Annotated in this window: 23 protein-coding genes; 11 read left to right on the top strand and 12 right to left on the bottom strand. The window is 72.3% G+C overall.

What is annotated here, in order from left to right:
* Positions 1 to 1,446: 1,446 nt before the first annotated feature.
* From ACYQ77_RS25075 to ACYQ77_RS25065, 3 genes are read right to left on the bottom strand one after another with little or no spacing between them, the layout of a single operon-like run.
* Positions 1,447 to 1,884: an SAM-dependent methyltransferase gene (locus tag ACYQ77_RS25075; protein WP_459715344.1), complete on the bottom strand. Its 438-nt coding sequence runs from the start codon at positions 1,882 to 1,884 to the stop codon at positions 1,447 to 1,449.
* Between the two features lies 1 nt (position 1,885).
* Positions 1,886 to 2,485: a TetR/AcrR family transcriptional regulator gene (locus tag ACYQ77_RS25070; RefSeq protein ID WP_459715343.1), complete on the bottom strand. Its 600-nt coding sequence runs from the start codon at positions 2,483 to 2,485 to the stop codon at positions 1,886 to 1,888.
* Positions 2,482 to 3,336 carry an oxygenase MpaB family protein gene (locus ACYQ77_RS25065; protein ID WP_459715341.1) on the bottom strand — a complete coding sequence of 285 codons (855 nt, stop codon included), beginning with the start codon at positions 3,334 to 3,336 and terminating at the stop codon, positions 2,482 to 2,484. Before ACYQ77_RS25065 ends, ACYQ77_RS25070 begins: the two co-directional genes overlap by 4 nt.
* Positions 3,337 to 3,416: 80 nt before the next feature.
* Between ACYQ77_RS25065 and ACYQ77_RS25060 the strand changes: the two genes are divergently transcribed.
* From ACYQ77_RS25060 to ACYQ77_RS25040, 5 genes are all read left to right on the top strand, one after another.
* Positions 3,417 to 4,364 (top strand): LysR family transcriptional regulator, encoded by a 948-nt coding sequence (locus ACYQ77_RS25060; protein WP_459715339.1) that lies wholly within the window; start codon positions 3,417 to 3,419, stop codon positions 4,362 to 4,364.
* Between the two features lie 105 nt (positions 4,365 to 4,469).
* Complete coding sequence (locus tag ACYQ77_RS25055; RefSeq protein WP_459715337.1) at positions 4,470 to 5,906, top strand: S1 family peptidase; 1,437 nt, start codon at positions 4,470 to 4,472, stop codon at positions 5,904 to 5,906.
* A complete protein-coding gene (locus tag ACYQ77_RS25050) occupies positions 5,903 to 6,205 on the top strand; it encodes a roadblock/LC7 domain-containing protein (protein ID WP_459715336.1) in 303 nt (100 codons plus the stop codon). The genes ACYQ77_RS25055 and ACYQ77_RS25050 overlap by 4 nt, the downstream gene beginning before the upstream one ends.
* 424 nt (positions 6,206 to 6,629) lie before the next feature.
* The gene (locus ACYQ77_RS25045; protein WP_459715334.1) at positions 6,630 to 7,835 is read left to right on the top strand and encodes an amidohydrolase; all 1,206 of its coding nucleotides are present in this window, start codon (positions 6,630 to 6,632) and stop codon (positions 7,833 to 7,835) included.
* Positions 7,836 to 8,032: 197 nt separating this feature from the next.
* Positions 8,033 to 9,547, top strand: a complete 1,515-nt coding sequence (locus ACYQ77_RS25040) for an LCP family protein (RefSeq protein WP_459715331.1) — start codon at positions 8,033 to 8,035, stop codon at positions 9,545 to 9,547.
* 4 nt (positions 9,548 to 9,551) lie between these two features.
* Here ACYQ77_RS25040 and ACYQ77_RS25035 read toward each other — a convergent pair whose 3' ends face one another.
* From ACYQ77_RS25035 to icmF, 3 genes are read right to left on the bottom strand one after another with little or no spacing between them, the layout of a single operon-like run.
* Complete coding sequence (locus tag ACYQ77_RS25035; protein WP_459715329.1) at positions 9,552 to 10,196, bottom strand: lytic transglycosylase domain-containing protein; 645 nt, start codon at positions 10,194 to 10,196, stop codon at positions 9,552 to 9,554.
* A gap of 5 nt (positions 10,197 to 10,201) precedes the next feature.
* Complete coding sequence (locus ACYQ77_RS25030; RefSeq protein ID WP_459715327.1) at positions 10,202 to 11,065, bottom strand: 3-hydroxybutyryl-CoA dehydrogenase; 864 nt, start codon at positions 11,063 to 11,065, stop codon at positions 10,202 to 10,204.
* Between the two features lie 8 nt (positions 11,066 to 11,073).
* Positions 11,074 to 14,334 carry a fused isobutyryl-CoA mutase/GTPase IcmF gene (gene icmF, locus ACYQ77_RS25025; protein ID WP_459715326.1) on the bottom strand — a complete coding sequence of 1,087 codons (3,261 nt, stop codon included), beginning with the start codon at positions 14,332 to 14,334 and terminating at the stop codon, positions 11,074 to 11,076.
* Between the two features lie 138 nt (positions 14,335 to 14,472).
* Here icmF and paaI point away from each other — a divergent pair, with 138 nt between their 5' ends.
* The 4 genes from paaI (at position 14,473) to ACYQ77_RS25005 (ending at position 17,979) form a co-directional block, all read left to right on the top strand.
* Positions 14,473 to 14,838 (top strand): hydroxyphenylacetyl-CoA thioesterase PaaI, encoded by a 366-nt coding sequence (gene paaI / locus ACYQ77_RS25020; RefSeq protein ID WP_459715810.1) that lies wholly within the window; start codon positions 14,473 to 14,475, stop codon positions 14,836 to 14,838.
* Between the two features lie 282 nt (positions 14,839 to 15,120).
* Positions 15,121 to 16,263: an SPFH domain-containing protein gene (locus ACYQ77_RS25015; RefSeq protein ID WP_459715323.1), complete on the top strand. Its 1,143-nt coding sequence runs from the start codon at positions 15,121 to 15,123 to the stop codon at positions 16,261 to 16,263.
* On the top strand, positions 16,260 to 17,534 hold the full coding sequence (locus ACYQ77_RS25010) for a hypothetical protein (protein ID WP_459715321.1): 1,275 nt from the start codon (positions 16,260 to 16,262) through the stop codon (positions 17,532 to 17,534). The genes ACYQ77_RS25015 and ACYQ77_RS25010 overlap by 4 nt, the downstream gene beginning before the upstream one ends.
* The gene (locus tag ACYQ77_RS25005) at positions 17,524 to 17,979 is read left to right on the top strand and encodes a hypothetical protein (RefSeq protein WP_459715320.1); all 456 of its coding nucleotides are present in this window, start codon (positions 17,524 to 17,526) and stop codon (positions 17,977 to 17,979) included. The genes ACYQ77_RS25010 and ACYQ77_RS25005 overlap by 11 nt, the downstream gene beginning before the upstream one ends.
* On the opposite strand, the gene ACYQ77_RS25000 is transcribed toward ACYQ77_RS25005, so the two are convergent.
* Positions 17,976 to 19,013: a DUF2332 domain-containing protein gene (locus ACYQ77_RS25000; RefSeq protein WP_459715318.1), complete on the bottom strand. Its 1,038-nt coding sequence runs from the start codon at positions 19,011 to 19,013 to the stop codon at positions 17,976 to 17,978. The two genes, ACYQ77_RS25005 and ACYQ77_RS25000, sit on opposite strands and share 4 nt — an antisense overlap.
* Positions 19,006 to 19,581 carry a TetR/AcrR family transcriptional regulator gene (locus ACYQ77_RS24995; protein WP_459715316.1) on the bottom strand — a complete coding sequence of 192 codons (576 nt, stop codon included), beginning with the start codon at positions 19,579 to 19,581 and terminating at the stop codon, positions 19,006 to 19,008. The genes ACYQ77_RS25000 and ACYQ77_RS24995 overlap by 8 nt, the downstream gene beginning before the upstream one ends.
* Before the next feature lie 88 nt (positions 19,582 to 19,669).
* Here ACYQ77_RS24995 and ACYQ77_RS24990 point away from each other — a divergent pair, with 88 nt between their 5' ends.
* Positions 19,670 to 20,647, top strand: coding sequence for a quinone oxidoreductase family protein (locus ACYQ77_RS24990; RefSeq protein WP_459715314.1), 978 nt, complete (start codon positions 19,670 to 19,672; stop codon positions 20,645 to 20,647).
* 35 nt (positions 20,648 to 20,682) lie between these two features.
* On the opposite strand, the gene ACYQ77_RS24985 is transcribed toward ACYQ77_RS24990, so the two are convergent.
* Positions 20,683 to 21,288 carry a hypothetical protein gene (locus ACYQ77_RS24985; RefSeq protein WP_459715312.1) on the bottom strand — a complete coding sequence of 202 codons (606 nt, stop codon included), beginning with the start codon at positions 21,286 to 21,288 and terminating at the stop codon, positions 20,683 to 20,685.
* A gap of 35 nt (positions 21,289 to 21,323) precedes the next feature.
* On the opposite strand from ACYQ77_RS24985, the gene ACYQ77_RS24980 reads away from it, so the two are divergent.
* Positions 21,324 to 21,779: a peroxiredoxin gene (locus ACYQ77_RS24980; RefSeq protein ID WP_459715310.1), complete on the top strand. Its 456-nt coding sequence runs from the start codon at positions 21,324 to 21,326 to the stop codon at positions 21,777 to 21,779.
* Between the two features lie 49 nt (positions 21,780 to 21,828).
* Here ACYQ77_RS24980 and ACYQ77_RS24975 read toward each other — a convergent pair whose 3' ends face one another.
* The 3 genes from ACYQ77_RS24975 to ACYQ77_RS24965 all read right to left on the bottom strand — a co-directional run bounded on the left by ACYQ77_RS24975 (position 21,829) and on the right by ACYQ77_RS24965 (position 24,577).
* Positions 21,829 to 23,007, bottom strand: coding sequence for an LCP family protein (locus ACYQ77_RS24975; protein ID WP_459715309.1), 1,179 nt, complete (start codon positions 23,005 to 23,007; stop codon positions 21,829 to 21,831).
* Between the two features lie 83 nt (positions 23,008 to 23,090).
* Positions 23,091 to 23,777 (bottom strand): alpha/beta hydrolase, encoded by a 687-nt coding sequence (locus ACYQ77_RS24970; protein WP_459715307.1) that lies wholly within the window; start codon positions 23,775 to 23,777, stop codon positions 23,091 to 23,093.
* On the bottom strand, positions 23,774 to 24,577 hold the full coding sequence (locus ACYQ77_RS24965; protein WP_459715305.1) for a TetR/AcrR family transcriptional regulator: 804 nt from the start codon (positions 24,575 to 24,577) through the stop codon (positions 23,774 to 23,776). The genes ACYQ77_RS24970 and ACYQ77_RS24965 overlap by 4 nt, the downstream gene beginning before the upstream one ends.
* Positions 24,578 to 24,606 lie beyond the last annotated feature (29 nt).

Raw genomic sequence — 24,606 nt, 5'->3', positions numbered from 1 at the left:
GAGCTTCCGGAGCCCTGTGGACAACTGCACGTTCCCGGCCCGTCTTTGTCGGTGGTGGGCGGTACGCTGGATTCCGGGGGCCGGAGGCCGACCGCAACCGCGCGGAGCTTGTGGGCAACCACGGCTTGGCGGCCCGGCTCGGTTGGTGCCCGAGCGGGCTGATTGTCGGGAGCCAGAGGCCAACCGCGGAAACTGCGGGCGACCAGGCCTTTGGCGCCTCGGCTCTGCCGGTGCCCGGCGGCACGCTGTTTGTCGGGAGCCGAAGGCCAGGCCAATGGCGCGGAATCTGCGGACAACCACACCTCGGCGACCCGGCTTCCTCGGTGCCCAGCCGCAAGCTGATGCCGGGAACCGGAAGCCAACCGCCCGGAGCCTGCCGGACAACCACACCTCAGCGGCCCGGCTTCCTCGGCGCCCAACCGCAAGCTGATGCCGAGAGCCGGAAGCCAACCGCGCGGAATCTGCAGGGCAACCATGCCTCGTGCGGCTCGGCCTGCTCGGTGCCCGGCCGCAAGCTGACGTCGGGAACCGGCAGCCAACCACGTCGAGCCTGCCAGACAACCACACCTCAGCGGCCCAGCTTCCTCGATACCCAGCCACAGGATGATTTCAGGAGCCGGAGGCGAACCGCACCTTCGCACCCCGGCTTCGTCGGTGCCCGGCCGCAAGCTGACGTCGGGAACCGGCAGCCCACCACGTGGAGCCTGGGACAACCACACTTCGACGGCCCGGCTTCCTCGATGCCAGCCGCAAGTTGATGCCGAGAGCCGGAAGCCAACCGAACGAGGCCTGCGGACAACCACACCTCGACGACCCGGCTTCCTCGATACCCAGCCACAGGCTGAATCAGGAGCCGGAGGCGAACCGCACCTTCGCACCCGGCTCAGGCGGTGTCCGGCCGCAAGCTGATGCCGGGAACCGGAAGCAACCCGCCCGGAGCCTGTGGACAACCACACCTCGGCGACTTGGCTTCCTCGATGCCCGACCGCAAGCTGATGTCGAGAAACCGGAAGCCGTCCACGTGGAGCCTGCGGACAACCACACCTCGACGACCCGGCTTCGTCGGTGCTCAGCGGCAAGCTGATGTGGGGAGCCGAAGGCCGACCGCACGGAATCTGCGGACATCCACACGTTCGCACCCGGCTCTGCCGGTGCCCGGCGGCACGCTGATCGCCAGGAGCCGGAGGCCAACCGCGACCGCATGGAGCCTGTGGACAACCCCGCCTCGGCGGCCCGGCCTTGTCGGTGGTCGGCGGTACGCTGGATTCCGGGGGCCGGAGGCCGAGGCCCTGACAGAATCCGCGACGCCACCCGCACCAATGGCCGCCATCCGCCGACGATCGTCGGGGTGGACGCGCCCGCGCCAACTTTGTCGGTGGCCACCGACACGCCGGACTCCGGAGGCCGCCACAAAGCCAAAAACCGCCCCAAACGGACCGCCGACGCTCAAAGCGTTCCGGACAGATCGACGTCGAGCAACGGCGTGCCACCGTCGATGAGCAACCGCCCGCCCGGCACCAGCGCCGCCCGCACCCGCGCTCGCGCGAGCACCCCCGCCCGCGGATGACGCCCGTCGAAGGCGCCGACCCGGACCGCGAACGCCAGGTCGAACAGCGGCTCCCCGTCCAGCACCACGAAATCCTCGGCGGCCACCTGCCGGACGCTGAGCAACCCGCCGGCGATCTCCGCGGCGGCGGTGCGCTCGACCAGCCCGACCCCCTTCGCCGACCGGTCGATCACCAGCACGTGCCCGCCCGGTGCGATCCGCGTGCACACCGCCTTCGCCGCGGCGCCCGGTGCGCCACCGATCTCGAGCACCCGCATCCCCGGTCGCAGCGGCAACGCGTCGACGATCGCGGCGAGGCGGGGCGAGAGGGCTGCCATCTCAGGGACGCATCAACGGCGCGAGGTAGGCGCGGGCGAACGCACGGACCTGCTCGTCGGTCTCCAGAGGGATCGCGCTCTCCGGCATCAGCGTGAACGAGATCGCCAACCGCACGAACAGCTCCGCCACCCCCTCCGGCGTCCGATCCCCGACCGGCGCCCGGGAACCACCTTGCAGGACGAGGAAATCCCGCGCGGCGGCGACCACGAGTGCGCCGTTGGTGGTCAGGTACGGCAGCAGCGCCTCCGGGTCGGAGGCGAGCAACCGGTTCAGCAACCGGTCGGCCCGCGCGTACCGCACCCCGACGACGAAACCCTCGACCAGTCTTTCCTCCACAGTGGACACACCGGCGACCGCGGTGGCGATGCTGCCGAAGAACCGCCGCGACTCGCGCACCAGCACGGCCTGCACGAGCGCGTCCTTGCCGTCGAACCGCCGGTACAGCGTCGCCCTCGACACGCCCGCGCGCTTCGCGACGACGTCCACCGTCGTGCGGCGCAGGCCGTAGGTGAGGAACTCCTCGAGCGCGGTGTCCAGAATGGACTCCCCGACCTCGTCGGTCGACGGGTCGGCGAGCACCAGTTCCAGCAGCGAGCTCATCCCAGCGGCCCGATCCCCGCCCGCCGGTAACCGGCACGCGCCCGCGCCGTGTACCGCACCCGCGCGGGCAGCAGCGGCCAGGTGCGCTGGATGGCGGTGCGCAGCGTGCGGTGGCGGCGCTCGTCGCGGTCGGTCCACGTCTCGCCGATCATCTCCCGCACCACGGGTGGCAGCGTACCGACCGAGTGCCACCACAGCGGCTTCGCCGTCGGCTTGCGCGCCAGCCGGTACAGGAACGCGGGCACGAGCGGGAAGGTCGCGGGCGGCTCCTTGGCGAACGTGATCAGCCCGCGCGCGGCGGGCGTCAGTTCCAACCGCTCGCGGCACATCGTGTCGAACCACACCTGGAAGGTCGGGAAGTCCGGCGGCACGATCCGGTCCGACACGCCGTACGCGCGGTAGGCGCCGCGGCCCTCCTGGTACAGCTGCTCCTTCTCGGCCTCGGTCATCGGGTGGTCGAACAGGTCGATCATCTGGAACAGCGCGTCCCAGATCGTGGCGTGCGCCCAGAAGTACGTCTCCGGGTCCAGCGCGTGGTACCGCCTGCCCTGCGCGTCGGTGCCCTTGATGTGCGTGTGGTAGTCCCGGATCCGCCGCGCGGTCTCGGCACCGTTCGGGTAGTCGAACGTGACGCCCTGGATCTCCGGCACCGACCGCAGCACGCGTTCCCACGGCTCGTTGAAGAAGTCCGAGTGGTGCTCGACGCCCGCGCCGAGGCCCGGGTGCATCAGCTGGAGCAGGCCGGCCTTCACCAGCAGCAGGTAGCCGCGGACCTCCCCCGCGTACCGCCAGTGCAGCGTGCCCGGCCCGGGCACCCCCAGCGCCTGCTCGGCCCGTACGACCTCGGTCATGCCCGCTCCTGAGTCGATGAGACGGTTCTGACTCTTTGTATCACGGGTTCAGATCCGGCGGAACCGCCTACGCTGTGCGGGTGGACCTGGAGCTGCGGCACCTGAAGGTCGTCTGCGCCATCGCCGAGCACGGCAGCGTCACCAGGGCGGCCGCGCACCTCGGGCTCGCCCAGCCCGCGCTGACCGCACAGCTCAACCGCATCGAGCGGGCACTGGGCGGGCCGCTGTTCGACCGCGACCACCGGGGCGCGCGCCCCACCGCGCTCGGCGAGCTGGTGCTCTCCCGCGCGAAGGTCGTGCTGCCCGCGGTGGCCGACCTGCGGCAGGAGGCCGCGCGGCTCGCGAGCACGCCGGTCGAGACCATCCGGTACCGGATCGGCTCGGTCGGCAACTCGATGGTCAGCGGGCTCATGCGGCGGCTGTCGGAGAGCAGGCCGGACACGAGCGTCACGACGCAGGCGTCGTGGTCGGCGCTGGAGCTGACCGAGCTGGTCGCGGCGGGCAGGCTGGACTTCGCGATCATCGGCGTGTGCGGCGACGCGCCACCGCCCCCCGGCCTGGAGTGGCGGCCGGTCGCGGTCGACGCGGTCGGTGTGCTGCTCGCCGACGACCACCCGCTCTCGGGCGGCGACGAGGTCGACCTCGCCGACTTCGCGGCCGCGCGGTGGGCCGCCACCCCGGGCGACGGGTGCTTCGCGGAGTGTTTCGCCGCGGCGTGCGCGCGGGCCGGGTTCACGCCGGGCCCCATGTACGAGACGGACCTGCGCGTCTGCCTGGACCTCGTCACGAGCGGGCAGGCGGTCGCGCTGTGCCAGCCGACGTTCCGCGAGCAGCCCGGGGTGCGCGGGTACCCGTTCGCCGGCGCGCCGCTGCGGTGGCGGCACCTGCTCGGCTGGCACCCCGACGCGCCGGCGGACGCCGTGGCGGCCCAGGTGCACGAGTTCGCGCGCGAGGCGTACCGCGACTCGCTGCTGCACAGCCCCGCGTACGCGGGATGGCTGGTCAGGCACCCCGAGTTCGGTGCATAAGACGGGCGTTATGGCCCAACTGGTATGTCCCCGGGCGGGCCCGGTCGCCCTAGCGTCTCCCTTGTTGATCCACCCTGCTTTTGCTGTCAAGGGAGACACCGAAACATGGATCGAAGACTCCGTTCGGGCATTTTCGTCGCGGCCCTGCTCACCGGGCTCGCGACCGCGCCCGCGGCGACGGCGGCACCACCGCCGTCGCCGGCACCGTCGGACGCGGGCATGCTCGCGGCGATGCAGCGCGACCTCGGGCTCACGGCCGACCAGGCGGTGACCCGGCTCGCGACCGAGAAACGGGCCAACGACACGAACCTGGTGCTGCGCAAGGATCTCGGCGGCACCTACGCGGGCGGCTGGCTCGCCGACGGGAAGCTCGTCGTCGGCGTGACGTCGTCGGCGGCCGCGTCGTCGGTGCGTGCGCACGGCGCCACGGCACGCGTCGTGGCACACAGCGAGAAGGCGCTCGACACCGTGCGCTTCTCGTTGGACCGCAACAAGTCCAAGGCGCCGAAGACCGTGCCCGGCTGGTACGTGGACACGCCGTCGAACACCGTGGTCGTGTTGTCGCGGCCGGACTCGACCGCCGCGGCGTGGCGGTTCGTCCGGGCGTCGGGGGTCGCGACGGACGCGGTGCGGGTGGTGGCGTCGAACGAGTCGCCGCGGCCGCTCATCGACGTCGTCGGCGGCAACGCGTACTACATCGGGTCGGGCACGCGGTGCTCGGTCGGCTTCTCGGTGAACGGCGGGTTCGTCACCGCGGGCCACTGCGGCCGGACCGGTGCCACGACCACGCAGCCCAGCGGCCAGTTCGCCGGTTCGAGCTTCCCCGGCAACGACTATGCGTGGGTGCGGGTGGCCGCGGGCAACACCCCGGTCGGCGCGGTCAACAACTACGCGGGCGGCCGCGTGGCGGTGGCGGGTTCGCAGGACGCGGCGGTCGGGTCGACCGTGTGCCGGTCCGGGTCCACGACCGGCTGGCACTGCGGGACGATCCAGGCGCGCAACGCGTCGGTGACGTACCCGGAGGGCACGATCACCGGTCTGATCAGGACGAACGTGTGCGCCGAGCCGGGTGACTCCGGCGGCTCGCTGCTGGCGGGCAGCCAGGCGCAGGGCGTGACCTCCGGCGGTTCCGGCAACTGCAGCTCCGGCGGGACGACGTACTTCCAGCCGGTGAACGAGATCCTGCAGGCGTACGGCCTGACGCTGGTCACGAACGGCGGCGGCGAGCCACCGGGCGGCGACTGCGACGGGACGGTCAGCGGCAACCTGGCGTCCGGCGCCAGTGCCGTGCAGCCGAACGGCAGCTACTACCAGTCCACGGCGAGCGGCACGCACACCGGTTGCCTGGACGGCCCGTCCGGCGCGGACTTCGACCTGTACCTGCAGAAGTGGAACGGGTCGGCGTGGGCCGACGTCGCGAGCGGCACGACCCCGAACCCCGACGAGACGGTGTCGTACAACGGGACCGCGGGGTACTACCGGTACGTCGTGCACGCGTACAGCGGGTCCGGCGCCTACACGCTGGGGTATTCGCGCCCATGACCGTGGTTGACGTCGACCGCCTGGTCGACGACCTGGCCGACGTCATCCACGGGGTGGTGCGGGCGGTGGCGTGCGCTGCGGACGGCACGCCACTCGCCACCTCCACGGGCCTGCCGCCCGCCCAGGCGACCCAGCTGGCGGCGCTCGCCGCCGGGGTCGCCGGGCTGGCGGCGGGCGCCGCCGCGTTGCTGGGCGCGAACCGCGTGCACCAGACGACGATCGAGATGGGACGCGGGGTGCTGGTCCTGACCACGCTCCCGGACGGCACGCACCTGGCGGTGCTCACGGTTCGCGAGTGAGGCGCGGCCTCCGGCCCCCGGTCACGATTGTCCCACGCGGCACCGACATTCCCGGGCCGGTTGTCCACAGGGAACGCCGGACCACCGGCGGTGACCGGACACACGGGACCGCACGAGAACCGGGTATGTACCGCCCAGGCGGATAACGGGCCCGCGCCCGAACCGGCTGGGCGTCGACGACGACGCGCCCCGTGCAGCCCGCCGCGATGAAGGGGGAATGGCCTCCGGCCCCCGAGATCCACGCTACCGGAGACCACCGACAGGAACGGCCACCGCGAGGTGGGGTGTGGGGACAGCTGCCCTCGCTGTGGACAACCGGCCTCGCGTGGGCCGGGACTGTCGGTGCCATCCGGTAGCGTGGTTCGAGGGGGCCGGCGGCCACGCCGCCCACCGGCCGGGGCGGTTCGCTGCGATAGTGGTCGCCATGGATCTCGCCGACCTGTACCGCGACCTGCACCAGCACCCCGAGCTCGGGTTCGCCGAGACGCGCACCGCGGCCGTCGCGGCCAGGGAGTTGCGGGCCGCCGGGTTCGAGGTGACCGAGGGGGTCGGCCGCACCGGGGTGGTCGGCGTCCTGCGCAACGGCGACGGCCCGACCGCGCTCCTGCGCGCCGACATGGACGCCCTGCCGGTCGAGGAGAAGACCGGCCTCCCCTACGCCAGCACCGCCGTCGTCGACGGCACCCCGGTCGCGCACGCGTGCGGGCACGACGTGCACGTCACGTGCCTGATCGGCGCCGCCCGCGCGTTGTCCGCCGACCGGTCCGGCTGGGCCGGCACGGTGCTCGCGGTGTGCCAGCCCGCGGAGGAGATCGGCGGCGGCGCGGAGGCGATGGTCGCCGACGGGCTGTTCGAGCGCTTCGGCAGGCCGGACGTGGTGCTGGGCCAGCACGTCGCGCCCATCCCGGCCGGCGTGATCGGGCTGCGGCCGGGCCCCGCGTTCGCGGCGGCCGACTCGCTCCGCGTCACCCTGCACGGCCGCGGCGGGCACGGCTCCCGCCCCGAGGCCGCGGTCGACCCGGTCGTGATGGCCGCGTCCGTGGTCCTGCGGCTGCAGACCGTCGTCGCGCGGGAGACCGCCGCCACCGACACCGTCGTGGTCACCGTCGGCGCGATGCGCGCGGGCACGGTCGCCAACATCATCCCCGACGAGGCCGAGCTGCTGCTCAGCATCCGCACCTACGACCCGGACGTCCGCGCCCGCACCCTCGCCGCGGTGGAACGGATCGTGCGGGCCGAGGCGGCCGCCGCGGGCGCGCCGAGGCCACCCGAGATCGTGGCGGAGAACAGCTTCCCGGCCGCGGTCAACGACCCGGCCGCGGCCGACCGGACCCGCCCCGCCCTGGCGTCCGCGGTGCCGATCGTGGTGGACCCGGGCCCGGTCACGGGCAGCGAGGACGTCGGCGTGCTCGCCACGGCGGCCGGGGTGCCGCTGGTGTACTGGCTGCTCGGCGGCGCGGACCCGCAGGCCTTCGCGGGCGCGACGTCGATGGAGGAGATCCGCGCGCGGGTCGCCGACCAGCCCGCCAACCACTCGCCGCTGTTCGCGCCGGTCATCAGCCCGACGCTCGACCTGGGCACCGCGGCGCTGGCCGCCGCGGCCCGCGCCTGGCTGCCCGCGAACTCGTGATCACCTTCACACCGCTCAACAACCCCGCCCGCACACCGCGTCTGTAGGGCGCGGGCCGCGCCACGCGGCCGGATCGCACGGTGTGCGGCAACCTCCCGGGGTTGCGCCGCGTATCACCGGAGCGAGCGGTGAACGGGAGGTCATGGGTGGAACGGCGAGCGGACGGGCGACGCCCCGCGGCGAGGTCGCGGGCTTGGATGCACGAGCCGACCGTGCCGGCCCGGCGCGCTGTGCGGCCACCGGCGGACCAGCCGCGTCGCGGGCGGTTCGCCCTGGTCAGCGGCAAGGTCGTCGTGGGCGCGGTGTCCGCGCTGGTGCTGTCGGGCACCGGCTACTACTGGTCGCAGCTGAGCGACTTCGCCGACCAGGTGACCACGGTCGACGTGATCGCCGGCAGCGAGGACGACGGCCCGCCCATCGACGGCGCGGTCGACATCCTGCTCGTCGGCATGGACTCGCGGACCGACCCGCAGGGCAACCCGCTGTCGAAGCAGCAGCTCGCGATCCTGAACGCGGGCAAGGCCGACGGCGTGCTCAACACCGACACGATCATGCTGGTGCACATCCCGGTCGAGGGCGGCAAGGCCACCGGCATCTCCATCCCCCGCGACTCCTACGTCGACATCCCCGGCTACGGCAAGCACAAGATCAACTCCGCGTACTCGCGGAAGAAGAACGACGCCATGGCGGCACTGCGCGAGCAGGGCGTCACCGACCGGCGCACCCTTACGGTGGAGTCCAACAAGGAGGGCGCCGTCAGCCTGATCACCACCGTGCAGCAGCTGACCGGGGTCACCATCGACCACTACGCCGAGGTCAACCTGCTCGGCTTCTACGACATCACGAGGGCGATCGGCGGCATCGAGGTCTGCCTGAAAGCACCGGTCAGGGACAAGGACTCGGGCGCGAACTTCCCGGCGGGCCGCCAGACCCTGTCCGGTGCGCCCGCGCTGGCGTTCGTGCGGCAGCGCAAGGGACTGCCCAACGGCGACATCGACCGCGTCGCCCGCCAGCAGGTGTTCCTCGCGGGCATGGCCAGGAAGGCGTTCTCGGCCGGCCTGCTGGCGCCGGGCTCGAAGACCATGGCCCAGCTGCAGCAGGCGGTGACCAAGTCGGTCGTACTCGACCAGGGCTGGAACATCGTCGAGTTCGCCCAGCAGATGGTGGGCTTCACCGGCGGGAACCTCACCTTCCAGACCATCCCGCACGGCGACATCGGCATGCCCACCCCGGACGGCAAGGCCGTCGAGGTGGACCCGGCCGAGGTCAAGGACTTCGTCCGCGGTGTCATCCCCGATGACGACGACGCGACCCCCGACACCCCCGCCGACGGCGGCGCGGAGCCCGCGTCGATCACCGTCAACGTGCGCAACGCCGCCCAGGTCGACGGCCTGGCGGGGGACGTGGCCGACATCCTCGCCGACGACGGTTTCACCGTCGGACTGGTCGAGGACGCCGCCACCCGCGACACCACCGTCGTCCGCCACGCACCCGGCGAACGGGCGGCCGCGGACCTCGTCGCCGCCGCGCTGACCGGGCCAGCGCGGGCCGAGGAGGACGCGAACCAGCAACCCGGCCAGGTCACCGTGCTGCTCGGCCAGGACTACCCCACGACCGACGGCTTCGCGCGGGCGGGCCTGGTGGACCCGCACCCGGTCCGGCAACCGGCCGACGGCGGGCCCGCCGTCGCCGACGGCACCTGCGTGAACTGACGTGCTACCGGGCGACGGCGGCCTCCGCCTTCGCCCAGTTGCCCCGCAGCTTGTCCACGTACGCCCGCGCCTGCGAACCCGGCGTGTCGCCGCCCGCGACCGCGCTCATGGCGCCCGGGCCCGCGTTGTACCCCAGCGCGAGCAGGTCATCGTGGCTGAACGGCGGCCGCTCGGCCACCGGCAGCCGCGCGGCCAGGTCGTGGAGGTACCAGGCGGCCGCCTGGATGGCGAGCTCCGGGTCGTCGGGCAGTTCCTCCCACCGCCGGCCGGCGAACGGCCTGCCCTGCTTGGTGTCGTCGAACGCGGCCCGGTGCATGTTCGCGACCCCGAACGCGGCGTCGGAGTCGATCTTCTGCCAGGCGCGTTCCAGCTCGGGGTCGTGCGGCTTGTACGACTCGTTGTAGAGGATCGCCATCAGCAGCACCGGGTTGACCTCCGCGGCACCGGCGTGCTCGACGACCGCGTCGGCGAACTCCGCTGGGTCCTGGTTCACCCCCGCCCGCTGTGCCGTCGTCGACGGGACGGGGGTGGCGGACTGGGCCGCGGCCGACGTCGGCGACGGCTCGGCGGGTCGTTCCGTGTCCGGCACGGAACAGCCCGCCGCGCACACCACGGCGACCAGCCCGGCCACGGCGCTCGCGCGCGGCACCGGCGTCAGCTGCTGTAGTCGTAGAAGCCGCGGTTGCTCTTCTTGCCGAGCAGACCCGCGTCGACCATGCGCAGCAGCAGCGGCGGCGGCGAGTACAGCGGCTCCTTGAACTCCGCGTACATCGACTCCGCGATCGCCTTCGTGGTGTCCAGGCCGATCAGGTCGGTCAGCGCCAGCGGGCCCATCGGGTGCGCGCAGCCCTGGATCATGCCGGTGTCGATGTCCTCCGCGGACGCGAAGCCCGACTCCAGCATCCGGATCGCGGACAGCAGGTAGGGCACCAGCAGCGCGTTCACGACGAACCCGGCGCGGTCCTGCGACAGGATGACCTGCTTGTTCAGCTTGCCCTGCGCGAACGCCTGCGCGCGGGCCTTCGTGTCCTCGCCGGTCAGCAGCGACGGGACCAGCTCGACCAGCTTCAGCACCGGCACCGGGTTGAAGAAGTGGATGCCGATGACCTGCTGCGGCCGCGACGTCGCCATGCCCAGCTTCATGATCGGGATCGACGACGTGTTGGACGCGAACACCGCCGTCGGGTCGCTCACGACCTTGTCGAGCGAGGCGAACACCTCGGTCTTGGCCTGCTCGTTCTCCGCGACGGCCTCGACCACCAGCTGCCGGTCGGCGAAGTCACCCATGTCGGGGGTGAACCTGATCCGGTCGAGCGCGGCGGCGCGGTCCTCCTCGGACAGCTTCCCGTTGCGGACCGCGCGGGCCAGGGACTTCTCGATCCGGGCCTGCCCCGCCTTCAGCGCGTCCCCGGACACCTCCGTGACCACCACGTCAAGGCCGGCCCGCGCGCTCACCTCCGCGATGCCGGACCCCATGAGGCCACACCCGACGACGCCGACCCGCTCTATCCCACTCACGATGCTCCCTAGACATTGCGCCGGTACTGACCACCGACCTCGAAGAAGGCGTCGGTGACCTGTCCCAGCGTGCACACCCTGGCCGCGGCCATCAACTCACCGAACACGTTACGGTCCTCCGCCACCGCCGCGCGAAGCCGCCGCAGGGCCTCCTCCGCCTCGGCCTTGTGCGCCGCCTGGAACGCCCTGGTCCGCTCCACCTGCGACCGCTTCTCCTCCTCGGTCGCGCGGGCCAGCTCGATCGTCGGCAGCTCCTCGGCGTTCTCGCTCGACGGCAGGAACGTGTTCACCCCGATCAACGGTAGCGACCCGTCGTGCTTGCGCTGCTCGTAGAGCATGCTCTCGTCCTGGATGCGACCGCGCTGGTAGCCGGTCTCCATCGCGCCGAGCACCCCGCCGCGCTCGGAGAGCCGCTCGAACTCGGTGAGCACGGCCTCCTCGACCAGGTCGGTCAGCTCGTCGATGATGAACGAGCCCTGCAGCGGGTTCTCGTTCTTCGACAGCCCCCACTCCTTGTTGATGATCAGCTGGATCGCCATCGCGCGGCGCACCGACGACTCCGTCGGCGTGGTGATCGCCTCGTCGTAGGCGTTGGTGTGCAGCGAGTTGCAGTTGTCGTAGAGCGCGCACAGCGCCTGCAGCGTGGTGCGGATGTCGTTGAAGTGCATCTCCTGCGCGTGCAGCGACCGGCCGGAGGTCTGCACGTGGTACTTGAACTTCTGCGACCGCTCGTTCGCGCCGTACTTCTCCCGCATGGCCACGGCCCAGATCCGCCTGGCCACCCGGCCGATCACGTTGTACTCGGCGTCCAGGCCGTTGGAGAAGAAGAACGACAGGTTCGGCGCGAAGTCGTCGATGTGCATGCCGCGCGCGAGGTAGGACTCGACGTAGGTGAACCCGTTGGCCAGCGTGAACGTGAGCTGGCTGATCGGGTTCGCGCCCGCCTCCGCGATGTGGTAGCCGGAGATCGACACCGAGTAGAAGTTGCGGACCTTGTTGGCGATGAACCACTCCTGGATGTCCGCCATCATCCGCAAGCTGAACTCGGTGGAGAAGATGCAGGTGTTCTGCCCCTGGTCCTCCTTGAGGATGTCGGCCTGCACGGTGCCGCGCACGTTGGCGAGCGCCCAGGCGGCCAGCTCCTCGCGCTCCTCGTCGCTGGGCTGGCGGCCGTGCTCGGCGACGAACTTGTCGACGGTCTGGTCGATGGCCGTGTTCAGGAAGAACGCGAGGATCGTCGGCGCCGGGCCGTTGATCGTCATCGACACGGACGTGGTGGGCGCGGTCAGGTCGAAGCCGTCGTAGAGCGCCTTCATGTCGTCGAGCGTCGCGATCGAGACGCCGGACGTGCCGACCTTGCCGTAGATGTCGGGCGGGGTGTCCGGGTCGTGCCCGTAGAGCGTGACCGAGTCGAACGCCGTGGACAGGCGGGTCGCGGGCTGTCCATCGGACAGGTAGCGGAACCGGCGGTTGGTGCGGAACGCGTCGCCCTCGCCCGCGAACATGCGGGCCGGGTCCTCGCTGTCCCGCTTGAACGGGAACACGCCCGCGGTGAACGGGAAATAGCCGGGCAGGTTCTCCTTGCGCAGGAAGCGCAGCAGCGACCCGTCGTCGTCGAAGCGCGGCATCGCGACGCGGGGGAGGCGGGTGCCGGACAGGGTCTCGCGCCACAGCTGCGTGTGCAGCTCCTTGTCGCGGACCTTCACGACCAGTTCCTCGCCCGCGTAGTCCTCGGCCAGCTTCCGGTGCCGGTCGAGGAGGTCCTCGGTGTCACGGGCGACCCGCCGCTCCGCCTCGGCAACGAGCTTGTCCAGGTCGTCGGTGCCCGCGCCGGACCGTTCGAGGGCGTCACGTGCCCGGGTCAGGGCGTCGTGCTCGCGGACCGCGGCCACCTGGTCGTCGGTCTCTTTGTGATACGCACGGATGGTCTCGGCGATCTCCGCCAGGTACCGCGCGCGCTGCGGCGGCACGACGGTCGCGGCCCGCGTCGAGACCTTCCCGGCGACGGGGGCGAGCGTCGGCTCGCCGACGGCCAGGCCGCCCTCGGCGAGCAGGTCACGCAGGTGGTGGTAGAGCGCGGTGACGCCGTCGTCGTTGAAGGTGGCGGCGCTGGTGCCGTATACCGGCATGTCCTCCCAGGAGACGCCGAACGCCTCCCGGTTGCGGACCATCTGGCGCGCCACGTCGCGGCGCGCGTCCTCGGCGCCGCGGCGCTCGAACTTGTTGATGGCGACGACGTCCGCGAAGTCCAGCATGTCGATCTTCTCGAGCTGGGACGCGGCGCCGAACTCCGGCGTCATCACGTACAGGGAGGTGTCGACGAACGGCACGATCGCGGCGTCGCCCTGCCCGATGCCCGGGGTCTCGACGATCACCAGGTCGTTGCCGGCGGCCTTGCACGCGGCGATCGCGTCGGTCAGCGCCTCGGGCACCTCGGTGACGGCGCCGCGGGTGGCCATCGAGCGGAAGTAGATCTGGGCGCCGTCGTCGCCGCCGACGCCGCCGAGGGAGTTCATGCGGATCCGGTCGCCGAGCAGCGCACCCCCGCCGCGGCGGCGCGTCGGGTCGACGGCGAGGACGGCGATGCGCAGCTTGTCCTGCTGGTCCACGCGGAAGCGGCGGACCAGCTCGTCGGTGAGCGACGACTTGCCGGAGCCGCCGGTGCCGGTGATGCCGAGGACCGGCACCTGCCGTTTGGCCGCGGCGTCGCGGAGCGCGGCGAGCGTGTCGTCGGACAGCCTGCCCGCCTCGATCGCGGTGATCGTGTGCGCCAGCACGTCGTGCCCGCCCGCGACGATCGCCTCGACGGCGGGCTCCGGCCGGTCGGCGAGGTCGTGGTCGCAGGCCTCGATCATTGTGTTGATCATGCGGGCGAGGCCCAGCCGCTGACCGTCCTCCGGCGAGAAGATGCGCGCCACGCCGCGTTCGTGCAGCAGGGCGATCTCCTCGGGGACGATGACGCCGCCGCCCCCGCCGTAGACCTTGATGTGTCCCGCGCCGTGCTCGTCGAGCAGTTCGACGAGGTAGCTGAAGTACTCGACGTGGCCGCCCTGGTAGGCGCTGATCGCGACACCCTGGACGTCCTCCTGGATCGCCGCGCGCACGACTTCGGCGACCGACCGGTTGTGCCCGAGGTGGATCACCTCGGCACCCTGCGACTGCAGGATCCGGCGCATGATGTTGATCGCCGCGTCGTGCCCGTCGAACAGGCTCGCCGCGGTGACGAAACGGACCGGGTGCTTCGGCCGGTGCAACGGGGTCTTCGCCATGAAAATAGTTTGTCGTCCTACTTTTGGATGTGCAACCGATGTGGCGTAGCTCTCGCAAGATGTGATATCCCACCAGCGACGATGCCCGCTCGAACCACCCTGGAGCCCCACGTGCCGGTGCCGGAGTCCGTCCGCAGAATGCTCGACGACGACCTGGCGTCCCGGTCGCTCGGCATCACCCTGGTCGACGCGGGCCCCGGCCACGCCACCGTGCGCATGACCATCACCGACACCATGGTCAACGGCCACGACCTCGCCCACGGCGGGTACGTGTTCCTGCTCGCCGACACCGCGTTCGCGTGCGCCTGCAACAGCCACGGCCCGGTCACGGTCGCCGCGGGCGCCGACGTGACGTTCGTACGCTCCGCTCACCTCGGCGACGAGCTGACCGCCCGGGCGGAGGAACGGGTGGTCTACGGCCGCAGCGGCATCTACGACGTCACGGTCACCAGGGGCGACGAGGTAATCGCCGAGTTCCGGGGCCGCAGCCGCACGTTGCGCTGACCCGTACTCGATGCGCCGCCGTTGTCGCTGTTCCGGGGTCTGGGTGGCGTCTCCGGAGCTGACCGATGTCCTTACCGGTTCGAACACCCCACGGGTGGTCGTCCCGTGCACTGCTGAACCGGTTCTTCGCCGGTGAGCTGGCCGACCTGCCGGAGGACACCGAGACCGACGAAGGCGCCCGGGAGGGCAGCCTAGACTCACCCCGGCCAGGGGGAAGGTCACCGTCACGGATCGGGCTGGTCGAGCGACGCACGGGTGGAAGCACCGCCAGGAGGGAACGGCATGGGAATCATCTCCAAGCTCAAAGGTGAGCTGGTCGACATCATCGAGTGGCTGGACGACAGCCGGTCGACGCTTGCCTGGCGGTTCCCCCGCTACGAGAACGAGATCAAGAACGGTGCCGAGCTGATCGTGCGCGAGGGCCAGCAGGCCGTGTTCGTGTACCGGGGGCAGCTGGCCGACAAGTTCGGCCCGGGGCACTACGAGCTGGTGACCGAGAACCTGCCGATCCTCTCGACGCTGCAGGGGTGGGCGCACGGCTTCCGCAGCCCGTTCCGCAGCGAGGTGTACTTCATCAACACCCGCCCGGTCACCGACCTGCGGTGGGGCACGCCCTCGCCGGTGACCGTGCGCGATCCCGACTTCACGATGGTCCAGGTGCGCGCCAACGGGCTGTGCGTGCTGCGCATCGCCGAGCCGGAGATCTTCCTCCGCGAGGTGATCGGCACCGACTCCTCCGTCAGCACCGACGAGATCGCCGAGCTGCTGCGCCGGGTGATCACGCAGGCCTTCTCGGACATGGTCCTCGAGACCGGCCTCGGCGTGATCGACCTGCAGGGCAAGCAGTCCGAGCTGGCCGCGAAGCTCAGGGACTACGTGCAGGAGCGCGTCGACGACGAGTTCGGCCTCAAGATCGACGACATCGTCATGACGATCACCCTGCCCGAAGAGGTCACCCAGGCCATGACGCGCGGCGTCGCCCGCGGCGTCGAGCAGGCCCGCTACCTGGACAACGTCGGCCCCATGGACCGCCTCCAGCAGGGCGCCGCCGCGGAGGCGATGGTCGAGGCGGCCCGCAACCCGGGCGGTGGCGCGGGCAGCATGATGGGCGCCGGGCTGGGCATGGCGCTCGGCCAGCAGATGGGCGGCATGATGGCCGGTGCCGCGGCGCCGCCCGCCGGGCCGCCGCCCCTGCCGACGGCACAGCAGTTCCACGTGGAGATCAACGGCCAGGCCGCCGGGCCCTACACGCCCGACCAGCTGCGCCCGCTGATCGCCGCCGGGCAGGTCACGCCCGCGACCCTCGCGTGGACGAACGAGATGCCCGGCTGGGCGGCCGCGCAGACCGTGCCCGCGCTGGCCACGCTGTTCGCCCCGGCCGGACCGCCGCCGCTGCCCGGCGCCGCGCCCGCGGGCACCGCGTGACCGGGCCGAGCGGCCCGCCGCCGCTCCCGCCATCGCAGCCGAGCGGCCCGCCGCCGTTACCCGGCGGGCCGCCGCCCCTGCCCAGCGGCCCGCACCAAGGACCGCACCAAGTACCGCCGCACGCACCGCCACCGCTCCCCCAGCCACCGCGGGCCGCGCCCGGGCAACCCCTGCGCGCGACACTGCACACGACCGAGCAGACCCGCACCTACCCGTGCCACCAGTGCGGCGCGCAGCTCGTGTTCGACATCGGCGCGCAGCGGCTCAAGTGCCCCAGCTGCGGCAACGAGCAGCCGATCATCGAGGACGCCGGCAGGCAGGTCGTCGAGCACGACCTGCGCGGCATCAGCTCGGCACGGGCGCGCACGCTCGTCCAGCAGGGCGCCGAGAAGGAGATCGTCTGCCAGAACTGCGGCGGGCACACCACCTTCAGCGGTTCGCTGACCGCGACCCGCTGCCCGTACTGCGCGACCCCGATCCAGCGCGACGACGTCCACGACTCACCCGACCGCCTGCCCGTGGACGCGGTCCTGCCGTTCCAGGTCGCCGAGCCCGCCGCCCGTGACGTCGTCGAGAAGTGGATCAAGAGCCGCTGGTTCGCGCCCACCGAGTTCAAGAAGTACAGCGAGGCCGGCTCGTTCGCGAGCGTGTACGTCTCCTACTTCACCTTCGACGCGACGGCCGACACCGACTACCGCGGCGAGCGCGGCACCACGTACACCGTCACCGTCGGATCCGGCGAGAACAGGCGCACCGAGACGCGGATCCGCTGGACCCCCACGTCGGGCCGCGTGCACAACCGGTTCGACGACCTGCCGGTCCTCGCGAACACCGGGCTGGACGAGAAGAAGGTGGCCGCGCTCGAGCCGTGGCCGACGCAGCAGGCGCGGCCGTACTCGGCCGAGTACGTCGCCGGGCACCTCAGCCGGACCTACGACCGCACCGCCGAGGACTGCTTCGGCCAGGCCAGGCAGCAGATGGAGGCGGAGATCGACCGCACGGTCCGCCGCGACATCGGCGGCGACCAGCAGCGGGTGCACTCGAAGAACTCGCACTGGTACGACATGCGGTTCAAGTACCTGCTGCTGCCGGTGTGGCTCCTGACCGTCGTGTACGAGGGCAGGCCGTTCCAGGTGTGCATCAACGGCGTCACCGGCGAGGTCCAGGGCAGGCGGCCGATCAGCAAATTCAAGGTCGCGATCGCCGTCGTGGTGGCGGTCATCGTGGTGGCCGGGCTGGTGTACCTCTACCAATCCACGCGTGGAGGCTGACGTGGGCACCGTGATCGTCGTGCTGCTCGTGGTGGTGCTGGCCGCCGCGCTCGGGTTCGCCGTCGCGCTCGCCGCCAAGGGGCGGCGGCGCGCGGCCGAGTCCCTCGGCACGGGCCTGGCCGCGAACGTGCCGCGCGAGTGGGCCGGTGCGCACTCGCCGGAGGCCAAGCTGCACCGCAGGCTGGTGGCCGCGGCCCGGTTCCTGTCGGCGCAACCGCTGGGTGACGCGGCCGAGATCGAGCGGCGCGTCGCGGTCGAGCAGCAGCTGCGGGAGCTGGACGAGCAACTGGTCGCGGCCGCCGCCGTGCCGCCACCCGCACGCGGTGAGGCACTCGCGAAGATCGAACCACTGGTGGCGGCGGCCGAGTCGGCGGTCGCCGCCATCGCGAGCGAGCGCGTGGACGTCGACCACCTCGAGCGCGGCAGGCGGGAACTGGACGACTAGGCCAGCCAGGACAGCATGCGGCCCTGGGACCAGGTGCGGCCGACGCCCTCGGCACGCAGCGCCGCGTGCTCGAACACGGCCACGCCGATGATGCTGTGGCCGGAGGCGCGGCGGTCGCCGAAGGTCGGGATCGCGGGGGCGACGCCGACGCCTTCCGCGGACACCCACGCGACCGGCCTGCGGGTCGCCGCGTCGTCGAGGCGGTGCAGGAAACGCAGCCGCTGCTCCAGCGAGAAGTCCCTCAGCGCCCACGTCGTGGTGACGACCGGCAGGACGTCGTCCGGCACCCGGGCGAAGGCCTCGGGCAGCAGGTCGATCACGTCACCCCGCAGCAGGTGCGGCGGGGCCGTCGCCGCCAGCGCCAGTTCCGCGTCGAGCACGGAGACCTGTTCCGGCGGCAGGCAGGCACGCAACCAGCGGGCGTCGTCCGGGTCGGTGACGTCGACGGGATCGAGGTCGACGCCGATGCGCGCGACGACCTCGGGCATCGCCCGCGCCGGCACGGGCCGGTCGCCCACCACCGACGCCGTGTGCCGCACGGGAGACGACGGGTCGCCGAGTGCCTGCCCGTTGTCGTAGGCGATCGCGACGCGGTCGACCGTGAGGTTGAGCCCGGCCGAGCAGCCGACGTCGATCAGGCCGACCGCGTCCGCGCCTGCCCGCCGCGCCGCCTCGGCGATGGCCGGGTAGAGCACCGCGCAGCGCCCGGTCTCGCCGGTCCGCGTCGTGCGCCGGGCGGCGATGACCGCGACCTCGTCGGTCTCATTGAGCAACGTGTCGACGGCCGCCGTGGCGGCGGCGTCACCGTCGCGGGCGGCGTAGGCCGCGGCGAGCGCGGGCGCACGGCCTGCGATGGCGAGGTCGTGCAGTGCGGCGAGGATCAGCGCGGGCCGCCGCCTGCGTGCCGGTGCCGCCTCGACGGCGCGCAGCGCCGCCGCCGACTCACTCACCGCGACGGCGACGCGTTCGTACAGCGTCCCAGCGGCGTCGACCTCGCCGAAGCGCCGGTACACCTCGGCGAGGGTCCTAGCCACGCAGCACGCCCTCGGCCAGTGCGTGCAGTGCCGCGGTCAGGCGGTCGGTGTCGCCGCGTTCCAGCAGGCGCAGGACCGGGTCGCTGTGCAGGCCCGCCAGGAGCAGGTCAGCGACCAGTTCCGCGTCCAGCGCCGGGTTCGCCTCCGCCAGCAGCGCGCTGACGTGCCCGTGCCACAACTGGTAGACGGGGTGTTCGCGGGCCGGGCCGTCGTGGGGTTTCGGCATCGACGCGACCTCCGCGCCCAGCGCCGCCATCAGGCCCTTGTTGCGCCCGACGACCTCGACCACGGCCGTGAGGAACGCGAGCAGCCGCTCGCGGGGCGGGGCGCCGGGGCCGAGCGGCGGTTCACCGCTGCGGACCGCCTCACCGAGCTCGAAGGCGCGTTCCTGCATGAGCGCCAGCATCAGCCCCATCCGGTTGCCGAAGCGGTGGAAGACCGTGCCCTTGCCGACCCCGGCCGCCGCCGCGACCTGCTCGATCGTCACCTCGTCCGGCCGGTGCCTGCCGAGCAGCTCCTCCGCGGCGAGCAGGATCGCGCGGCGGTTGCGGGCCGCGTCCTGGCGCATGCGTCACCTCACCCCGTACTGGACCGCCGGTCCAGTTAGTAGTAACTTGACCGCTGGTCCAGTTAGTTCGTCGAACCAGGAGAATACCGTGCGCACCGTCCGCTTCCACGCCTACGGCGGCCCTGACGTGCTGAAAGTCGAGGAGGTGGACGTGCCGGTCCCCGGCGAGGGGCAGGTGCTGATCCGCACGACGGCGATCGGCGCCAACTTCGTGGACACCAAGTTCCGCCGCGGCCCGTCGGCGGGGTCGCTGTTCACGATGCCGCTGCCCGGCTCGCCGACCGGCGACGTCGTCGGCACGGTCGAGGCCACCGGTCCCGGCGTGGCCGCGACCCTCACCGGCAGGCGCGTCGCGGCGCTGGCGGCGAGGGACGCGTTCGCCGACTTCGTGCTCGCCGACGCGGCCGCGATCGCCGAGGTGCCCGACGGCCTCGACGACGGCGCCGCGAGCGTCCTGCCCAGCCCCGCGCCGGTGGCGCTGCGGGTCGTGCGCGCGGGCCGGGTCGCGGCCGGGGAGACCGTGCTCGTGCACGCCGCCGCGGGCACGATCGGCCACCTGGCCGTCCAGCTCGCCAAGCTCGAGGGCGCGGGCACGGTCATCGCCACGGCCGGGTCGGCCGCCAAGCTCGAGTTCGCCCGCGCGCACGGCGCGGACGTGGCGATCGACTACACCGCGGACGACTGGCCCGACCAGGTGCGGGCCGCGGCGCCGCGCGGCCTCGACGTCGTGCTCGACTCGGTCGGCGGGGCCGTGCTGCGCACGGGCATCGACCTGCTCGCCCCGTTCGGCAGGCTCGTCGCCTACGGCGTGGCGTCCGGCGAGTTCGGCGACGTCCCCGTGATGGACCTGGTCGGCCTGCGCACGGTCACCGCCTTCTCGCTGCTGGCCTGGCGTGCGGCCGCGCCGGAGCGGGCCGCGGCCGAGGTCGCCGAGCTGGCGGGGCACCTCGCGGCGGGGCGGTTGCGCGTGTCCGTCCACACGCGACTGCCACTCGGCGAAGCCGTTGCCGCGCACCGCATCCTCGAGAACCGCGAACAGCTCGGCCGCGTCCTCCTGATCCCCTAGTCGCGAGCGGACGGCAGCCGGGTGCCACCCCGGCCTCACCTGAGCGCGAGGAACACCACCCCGCCGACGACCGGGCCGAGCACCGCGCCGACCACCACCTGCGCGACCGTGTGGTCCTCCACCACCACCCGCGACCAGCACACGAGCGCCAGCGCGGGCACCAGCAGCAGGTACCACGGCCCGTACAGGAGCACGATCGTCGCGACCGCGCCGCCCGCGACCGTGGCGTGCACGGACACCTTCCACCACCGCGTGATCACCAGGCACGCCAGCAGCGTCGCGACCATCGACCACGCCAGCGCCAGCACGTCGCCCGGCGCGCTGCCGACGAGCATGACCGCCAGGCCGGCGAGGGTGGACACGAGGATCAGCAGGAACGGCACCAGCCTGCGCTCGCGTTCGCGCACCCAATGCCCCTCCCAGCGCCCGCCGCGCGCGCCGCGGATGACGATGGCCATGGGGATCGCGCAGTAGAACACCGTCACGAGCAGGCCCCAGCCGGCCGTCGCGACGACGTCGTGCGCGGTGCCGTGCCACGCGACGGCGAACGACAGCAGCGGCACGACCACAGCGGGCGAGAGCACCTCGGTGACCGCGCGGGCGAGGCGGCGCGGCAGACTGGGAGCGGCGGTGACGTCCACGGAGCACATGGTGGCACCTGAGGAAGGGAACACGCATGAAGGTTGGGGAGCGGGCACCGGACTTCGAGCTGCCGGACGAGACCGGCACGACCCGCGCGCTGCGGGAGTTCCTGGAGACCGGACCGGTGGTGCTGTTCTTCTACCCGGCCGCGATGACGAAGGGCTGCACCGCGGAGAGCTGCCACTTCCGCGACCTCGCCGCCGAGTTCACCGCGGTCGGCGCGCACCGGGTCGGGATCAGCCCCGACGCGGTGGCGAAGCAGGCGGAGTTCAGCGGCAAGCACGGCTTCGACTACCCACTGCTGTCCGATGTGGACGGCGAGGTGGCGAGGCAGTTCGGGGTGCGGCGCAGCTTCGGCCCGCTGCTGACCCGGCGCCAGACGTTCGTCATCGACACCGACCGCACGGTCCTCGACGTGATCAAGAGCGAGCTGCGGATGGCCGTGCACGCCGACCGCGCGCTCGAGGTGCTGCGCGCCCGCGCCGCATGAGCCGCGACGAGGCCCCGGGACCCGAACGGTCCCGGGGCCTCGTGCGTGCTCAGTTCTCGATCACGTCCGCGGGGATCTCGGTGTCCTCGCGCAACGCGTCCCACAGCTGCTGGGAGCGCGCCTCGTCCATGGTGTGCGCGTCGGCGCCGGTCACCGGCACCGTCGTCGTCACCGTGCCGCCGTCGGAGATGCCGTTCATGGCGAACCCGAGGCTCGCGAGGTGCCACAGGTGGTCGCCCTCGTCGACGGTCAGCGCGTCGGTGGCCTCGCTGACCATGGGGAACAACGTGAACGGGTTCAGCAGCGAGCCGGGGCTGGCCATCTCGCCCGCCAGCGCGCCGATGAACTTGCGCTGGTTCACCACGCGGTCGAGGTCCGAACGCGGGGTCGCGTCCGACTTCCGCATGCGCACGAACGCGAGCGCCTGCACACCGTCGAGCGTCTGCTTGCCCGCGGGGATGACGGCGCCGGTCTGCCGGTCGACCATCTTCGCGGGGATGTCCATCTCGACACCGCCGACCGCGTCCACGATGCCCGCGAAGCCGAGGAAGCTGATCTCCGCGTAGTGCTCGATCCGCAGCCCGGTGTTGGCCTCGACGGTCTTCACCAGCAGCGGCGCCTCGCCCCGCCCGTACACGGCGTTGATCTGCATCCGGCCCTCGCCGGGGACCTCCACGCGCAGGTCGCGGGGCAGCGACACCAGCGTCGGCTTCGTGTCGTTGTCCGGGATGTGCGCGATCATGATCGTGTCGGTGAGCTTGCTGGTCGGGTCACCGGTGTGGTACTTGGCCTGCTCCTCGGGGGTCAGGCCCTCGCGGCTGTCCGACCCGACGATCAGCCAGTTGGTGCCCGCGGCCTCGGCCGGGCGGCCGGGGTAGTCCTCGATGGCGGCGACGCGGTTCAGCGACGAGTCCATCCAGAAGAAGCCGACGCCGATCAGCAGGAGCAGGACCAGGAACGCGATCCCGATCCGGCGGCCCCAGCGCGGACGGCGGCGCGGCCTGCGGGGTGGTGGCGGTGGGTAGCCCTCGCCGCGGCCGGGCGGTGGCTGGTGGTGGTCGTCGCGTCTCGGTGGCGGCCCGTAGTTCGGCCGTTGCTCCTGTCCGGGCAGCGGCAGCATCTGCGTCTGGTGGTAAGGCGGCTTGCGGCTCCCACCCTGCGGACGGCCGTAGCCGGGGCCCTGCCGTGGCGGCGGACCGGGCCGGCGTGGCGGCGGCTGATAACTCATCTCCCCACCCTTTCGTCACGAACCAGGACGTGGGGAACCGCACCGAGGTTGCGCATCACGTCGCACACCGTACGAGACGGTGATCAAATGGGCACACGGAGTCCTGCCGGCGCCGGTTTCGCGAGCGCCTCCGCGATCTCGCGGTCGACGTCGACGACACCCAGCACACCGAGTGTGAACCGTCTGACCAGCCGCGTCCACTCGCGGTGGCGGCGCAGCAGCGCGTGGCCATCGCCGCGGACGTCGAACCTGGCCACTGCCTCGGTGACCTCCTTGGCGCGTTCGGCGTAGGTGTATGACAGCGCGGGGTCGGTCGTGGTGTCGCGGTCGCCGTGCGCGATGAACACCGTCCGCCCGGCCAGCTGCGCCACCGGCTCACCGTCGGGCGTCCACGGCGCGAGCGCGCACACCGCGGTCACGGCGTCCTCGTCGGCGACCCGCAGCCCGACCCGGCCGCCCATGGAGTGCCCGACGATCGCCACCGGCACGCCGGGGTGCGCCCGGCGCAGCTCGCCGACCGCCCAGCGCGCGTCGGCCACCGGGTCGAGACCGGGTGCGTTCCAGCCGCGGTAGCGGTTGCACAGCTGCCACACCGCGACCCCCGGCGCCCGCGCGAGGTCCCGCGCGAACGGGATCATCCGCAGGTACGCGGGCTGCCACGGCGCCGCGGGCGCCGTGCTGTTCTCCTGACCGCCGTGGAGCACGAGCACGGCGGCACGCACGCCACCGCCGCTCGCACCCCGCCGCCGCAGCCGAGGTGTCACCGTCACCGACCACTCTCCCTGTTCCCTGTGCCGTTCCCTGGGCCGTTCCCTGGGCCGTTCACGAACGCCTCGATCCCGTCCAGCACGCGTTCGAGCCCGAACTCGAACTCGTCCTCCCAGCTCAGCTCGTCGTCCCGCCACACGGCCGCCAGCACCGGGAACCGGTCCGCGTCCAGGTGCTCGTCGAGCAGCGGCGCGAAGGCGCGCCAGAACTGCTCGTCGGACACGCCGGAACGCTGCTCGGCCCGCGCGCGGTCGGCGAGCTGCCGGGCGCGGCCCTGCACGTAGCCGACCACGAGCCCCACCACGGCCATCATCTGACCGTTCGTCAGCCCGATGCCGGAGATCATCCGCAGCAGCGCGTCCAGTGCCGCGGTCTGGTTCGGGCCCATCAGGCCGCGCGAGATCGACGCCTCCAGCAGCCACGGGTGCCGCCGGTAGCCCGCGAGGCTCCTGCGGGCGAAGGCGGCGAGGCTCGCGCGCCAGCCCGCCGGGTCCGGCTCCGGCGGCCCGTCCTCGCCCATCACCGCGTCGAGCATCAGCTCGAACAGCTCGGTCTTGCCCGGCAGGTAGCGGTAGAGCGACATGGTGCCGACGCCGAGCTCGTCGGCGACGCGGCGCATCGACAGCGCGTCGAGCCCTTCGGCGTCGGCGATCGCGATGGCCGTCGCCACGATCCCCGGCACCGTCATACCCGGTTTTCGGCCCCGCGTGGGCGCCGGTTTGGTCCCCCACAGCAGCGCCATCGTCGCTGCCGACGCGGCGCCGCCGCCGAAGCTCGCGGCCTTGTCGTCCTCGGTGGTCATGGTGACCGCCATCGTAGGTGGTACTGTTT

Source organism: Actinophytocola sp. KF-1, assembly GCF_054661535.1.
The sequence above is the reverse complement of the archived record's forward strand: the minus strand, read 5'-3'. Positions and strand labels throughout refer to the sequence as shown.

Coding starts and splice junctions, on each gene's coding strand:
- ACYQ77_RS25065 (WP_459715341.1), bottom strand. CDS start 3,336: ATGACCGAGGTCGTACGGGCCGAGCAGGCGCTGGGGGTGCCCGGGCCG.
- ACYQ77_RS25075 (WP_459715344.1), bottom strand. CDS start 1,884: ATGGCAGCCCTCTCGCCCCGCCTCGCCGCGATCGTCGACGCGTTGCCG.
- paaI (WP_459715810.1), top strand. CDS start 14,473: ATGCTCGACGACGACCTGGCGTCCCGGTCGCTCGGCATCACCCTGGTC.
- ACYQ77_RS25045 (WP_459715334.1), top strand. CDS start 6,630: ATGGATCTCGCCGACCTGTACCGCGACCTGCACCAGCACCCCGAGCTC.
- ACYQ77_RS25040 (WP_459715331.1), top strand. CDS start 8,033: ATGCACGAGCCGACCGTGCCGGCCCGGCGCGCTGTGCGGCCACCGGCG.
- ACYQ77_RS25070 (WP_459715343.1), bottom strand. CDS start 2,485: ATGAGCTCGCTGCTGGAACTGGTGCTCGCCGACCCGTCGACCGACGAG.
- icmF (WP_459715326.1), bottom strand. CDS start 14,334: ATGGCGAAGACCCCGTTGCACCGGCCGAAGCACCCGGTCCGTTTCGTC.
- ACYQ77_RS24965 (WP_459715305.1), bottom strand. CDS start 24,577: ATGACCACCGAGGACGACAAGGCCGCGAGCTTCGGCGGCGGCGCCGCG.
- ACYQ77_RS24975 (WP_459715309.1), bottom strand. CDS start 23,007: ATGAGTTATCAGCCGCCGCCACGCCGGCCCGGTCCGCCGCCACGGCAG.
- ACYQ77_RS24980 (WP_459715310.1), top strand. CDS start 21,324: ATGAAGGTTGGGGAGCGGGCACCGGACTTCGAGCTGCCGGACGAGACC.
- ACYQ77_RS25015 (WP_459715323.1), top strand. CDS start 15,121: ATGGGAATCATCTCCAAGCTCAAAGGTGAGCTGGTCGACATCATCGAG.
- ACYQ77_RS24995 (WP_459715316.1), bottom strand. CDS start 19,581: ATGCGCCAGGACGCGGCCCGCAACCGCCGCGCGATCCTGCTCGCCGCG.
- ACYQ77_RS25050 (WP_459715336.1), top strand. CDS start 5,903: ATGACCGTGGTTGACGTCGACCGCCTGGTCGACGACCTGGCCGACGTC.
- ACYQ77_RS25055 (WP_459715337.1), top strand. CDS start 4,470: ATGGATCGAAGACTCCGTTCGGGCATTTTCGTCGCGGCCCTGCTCACC.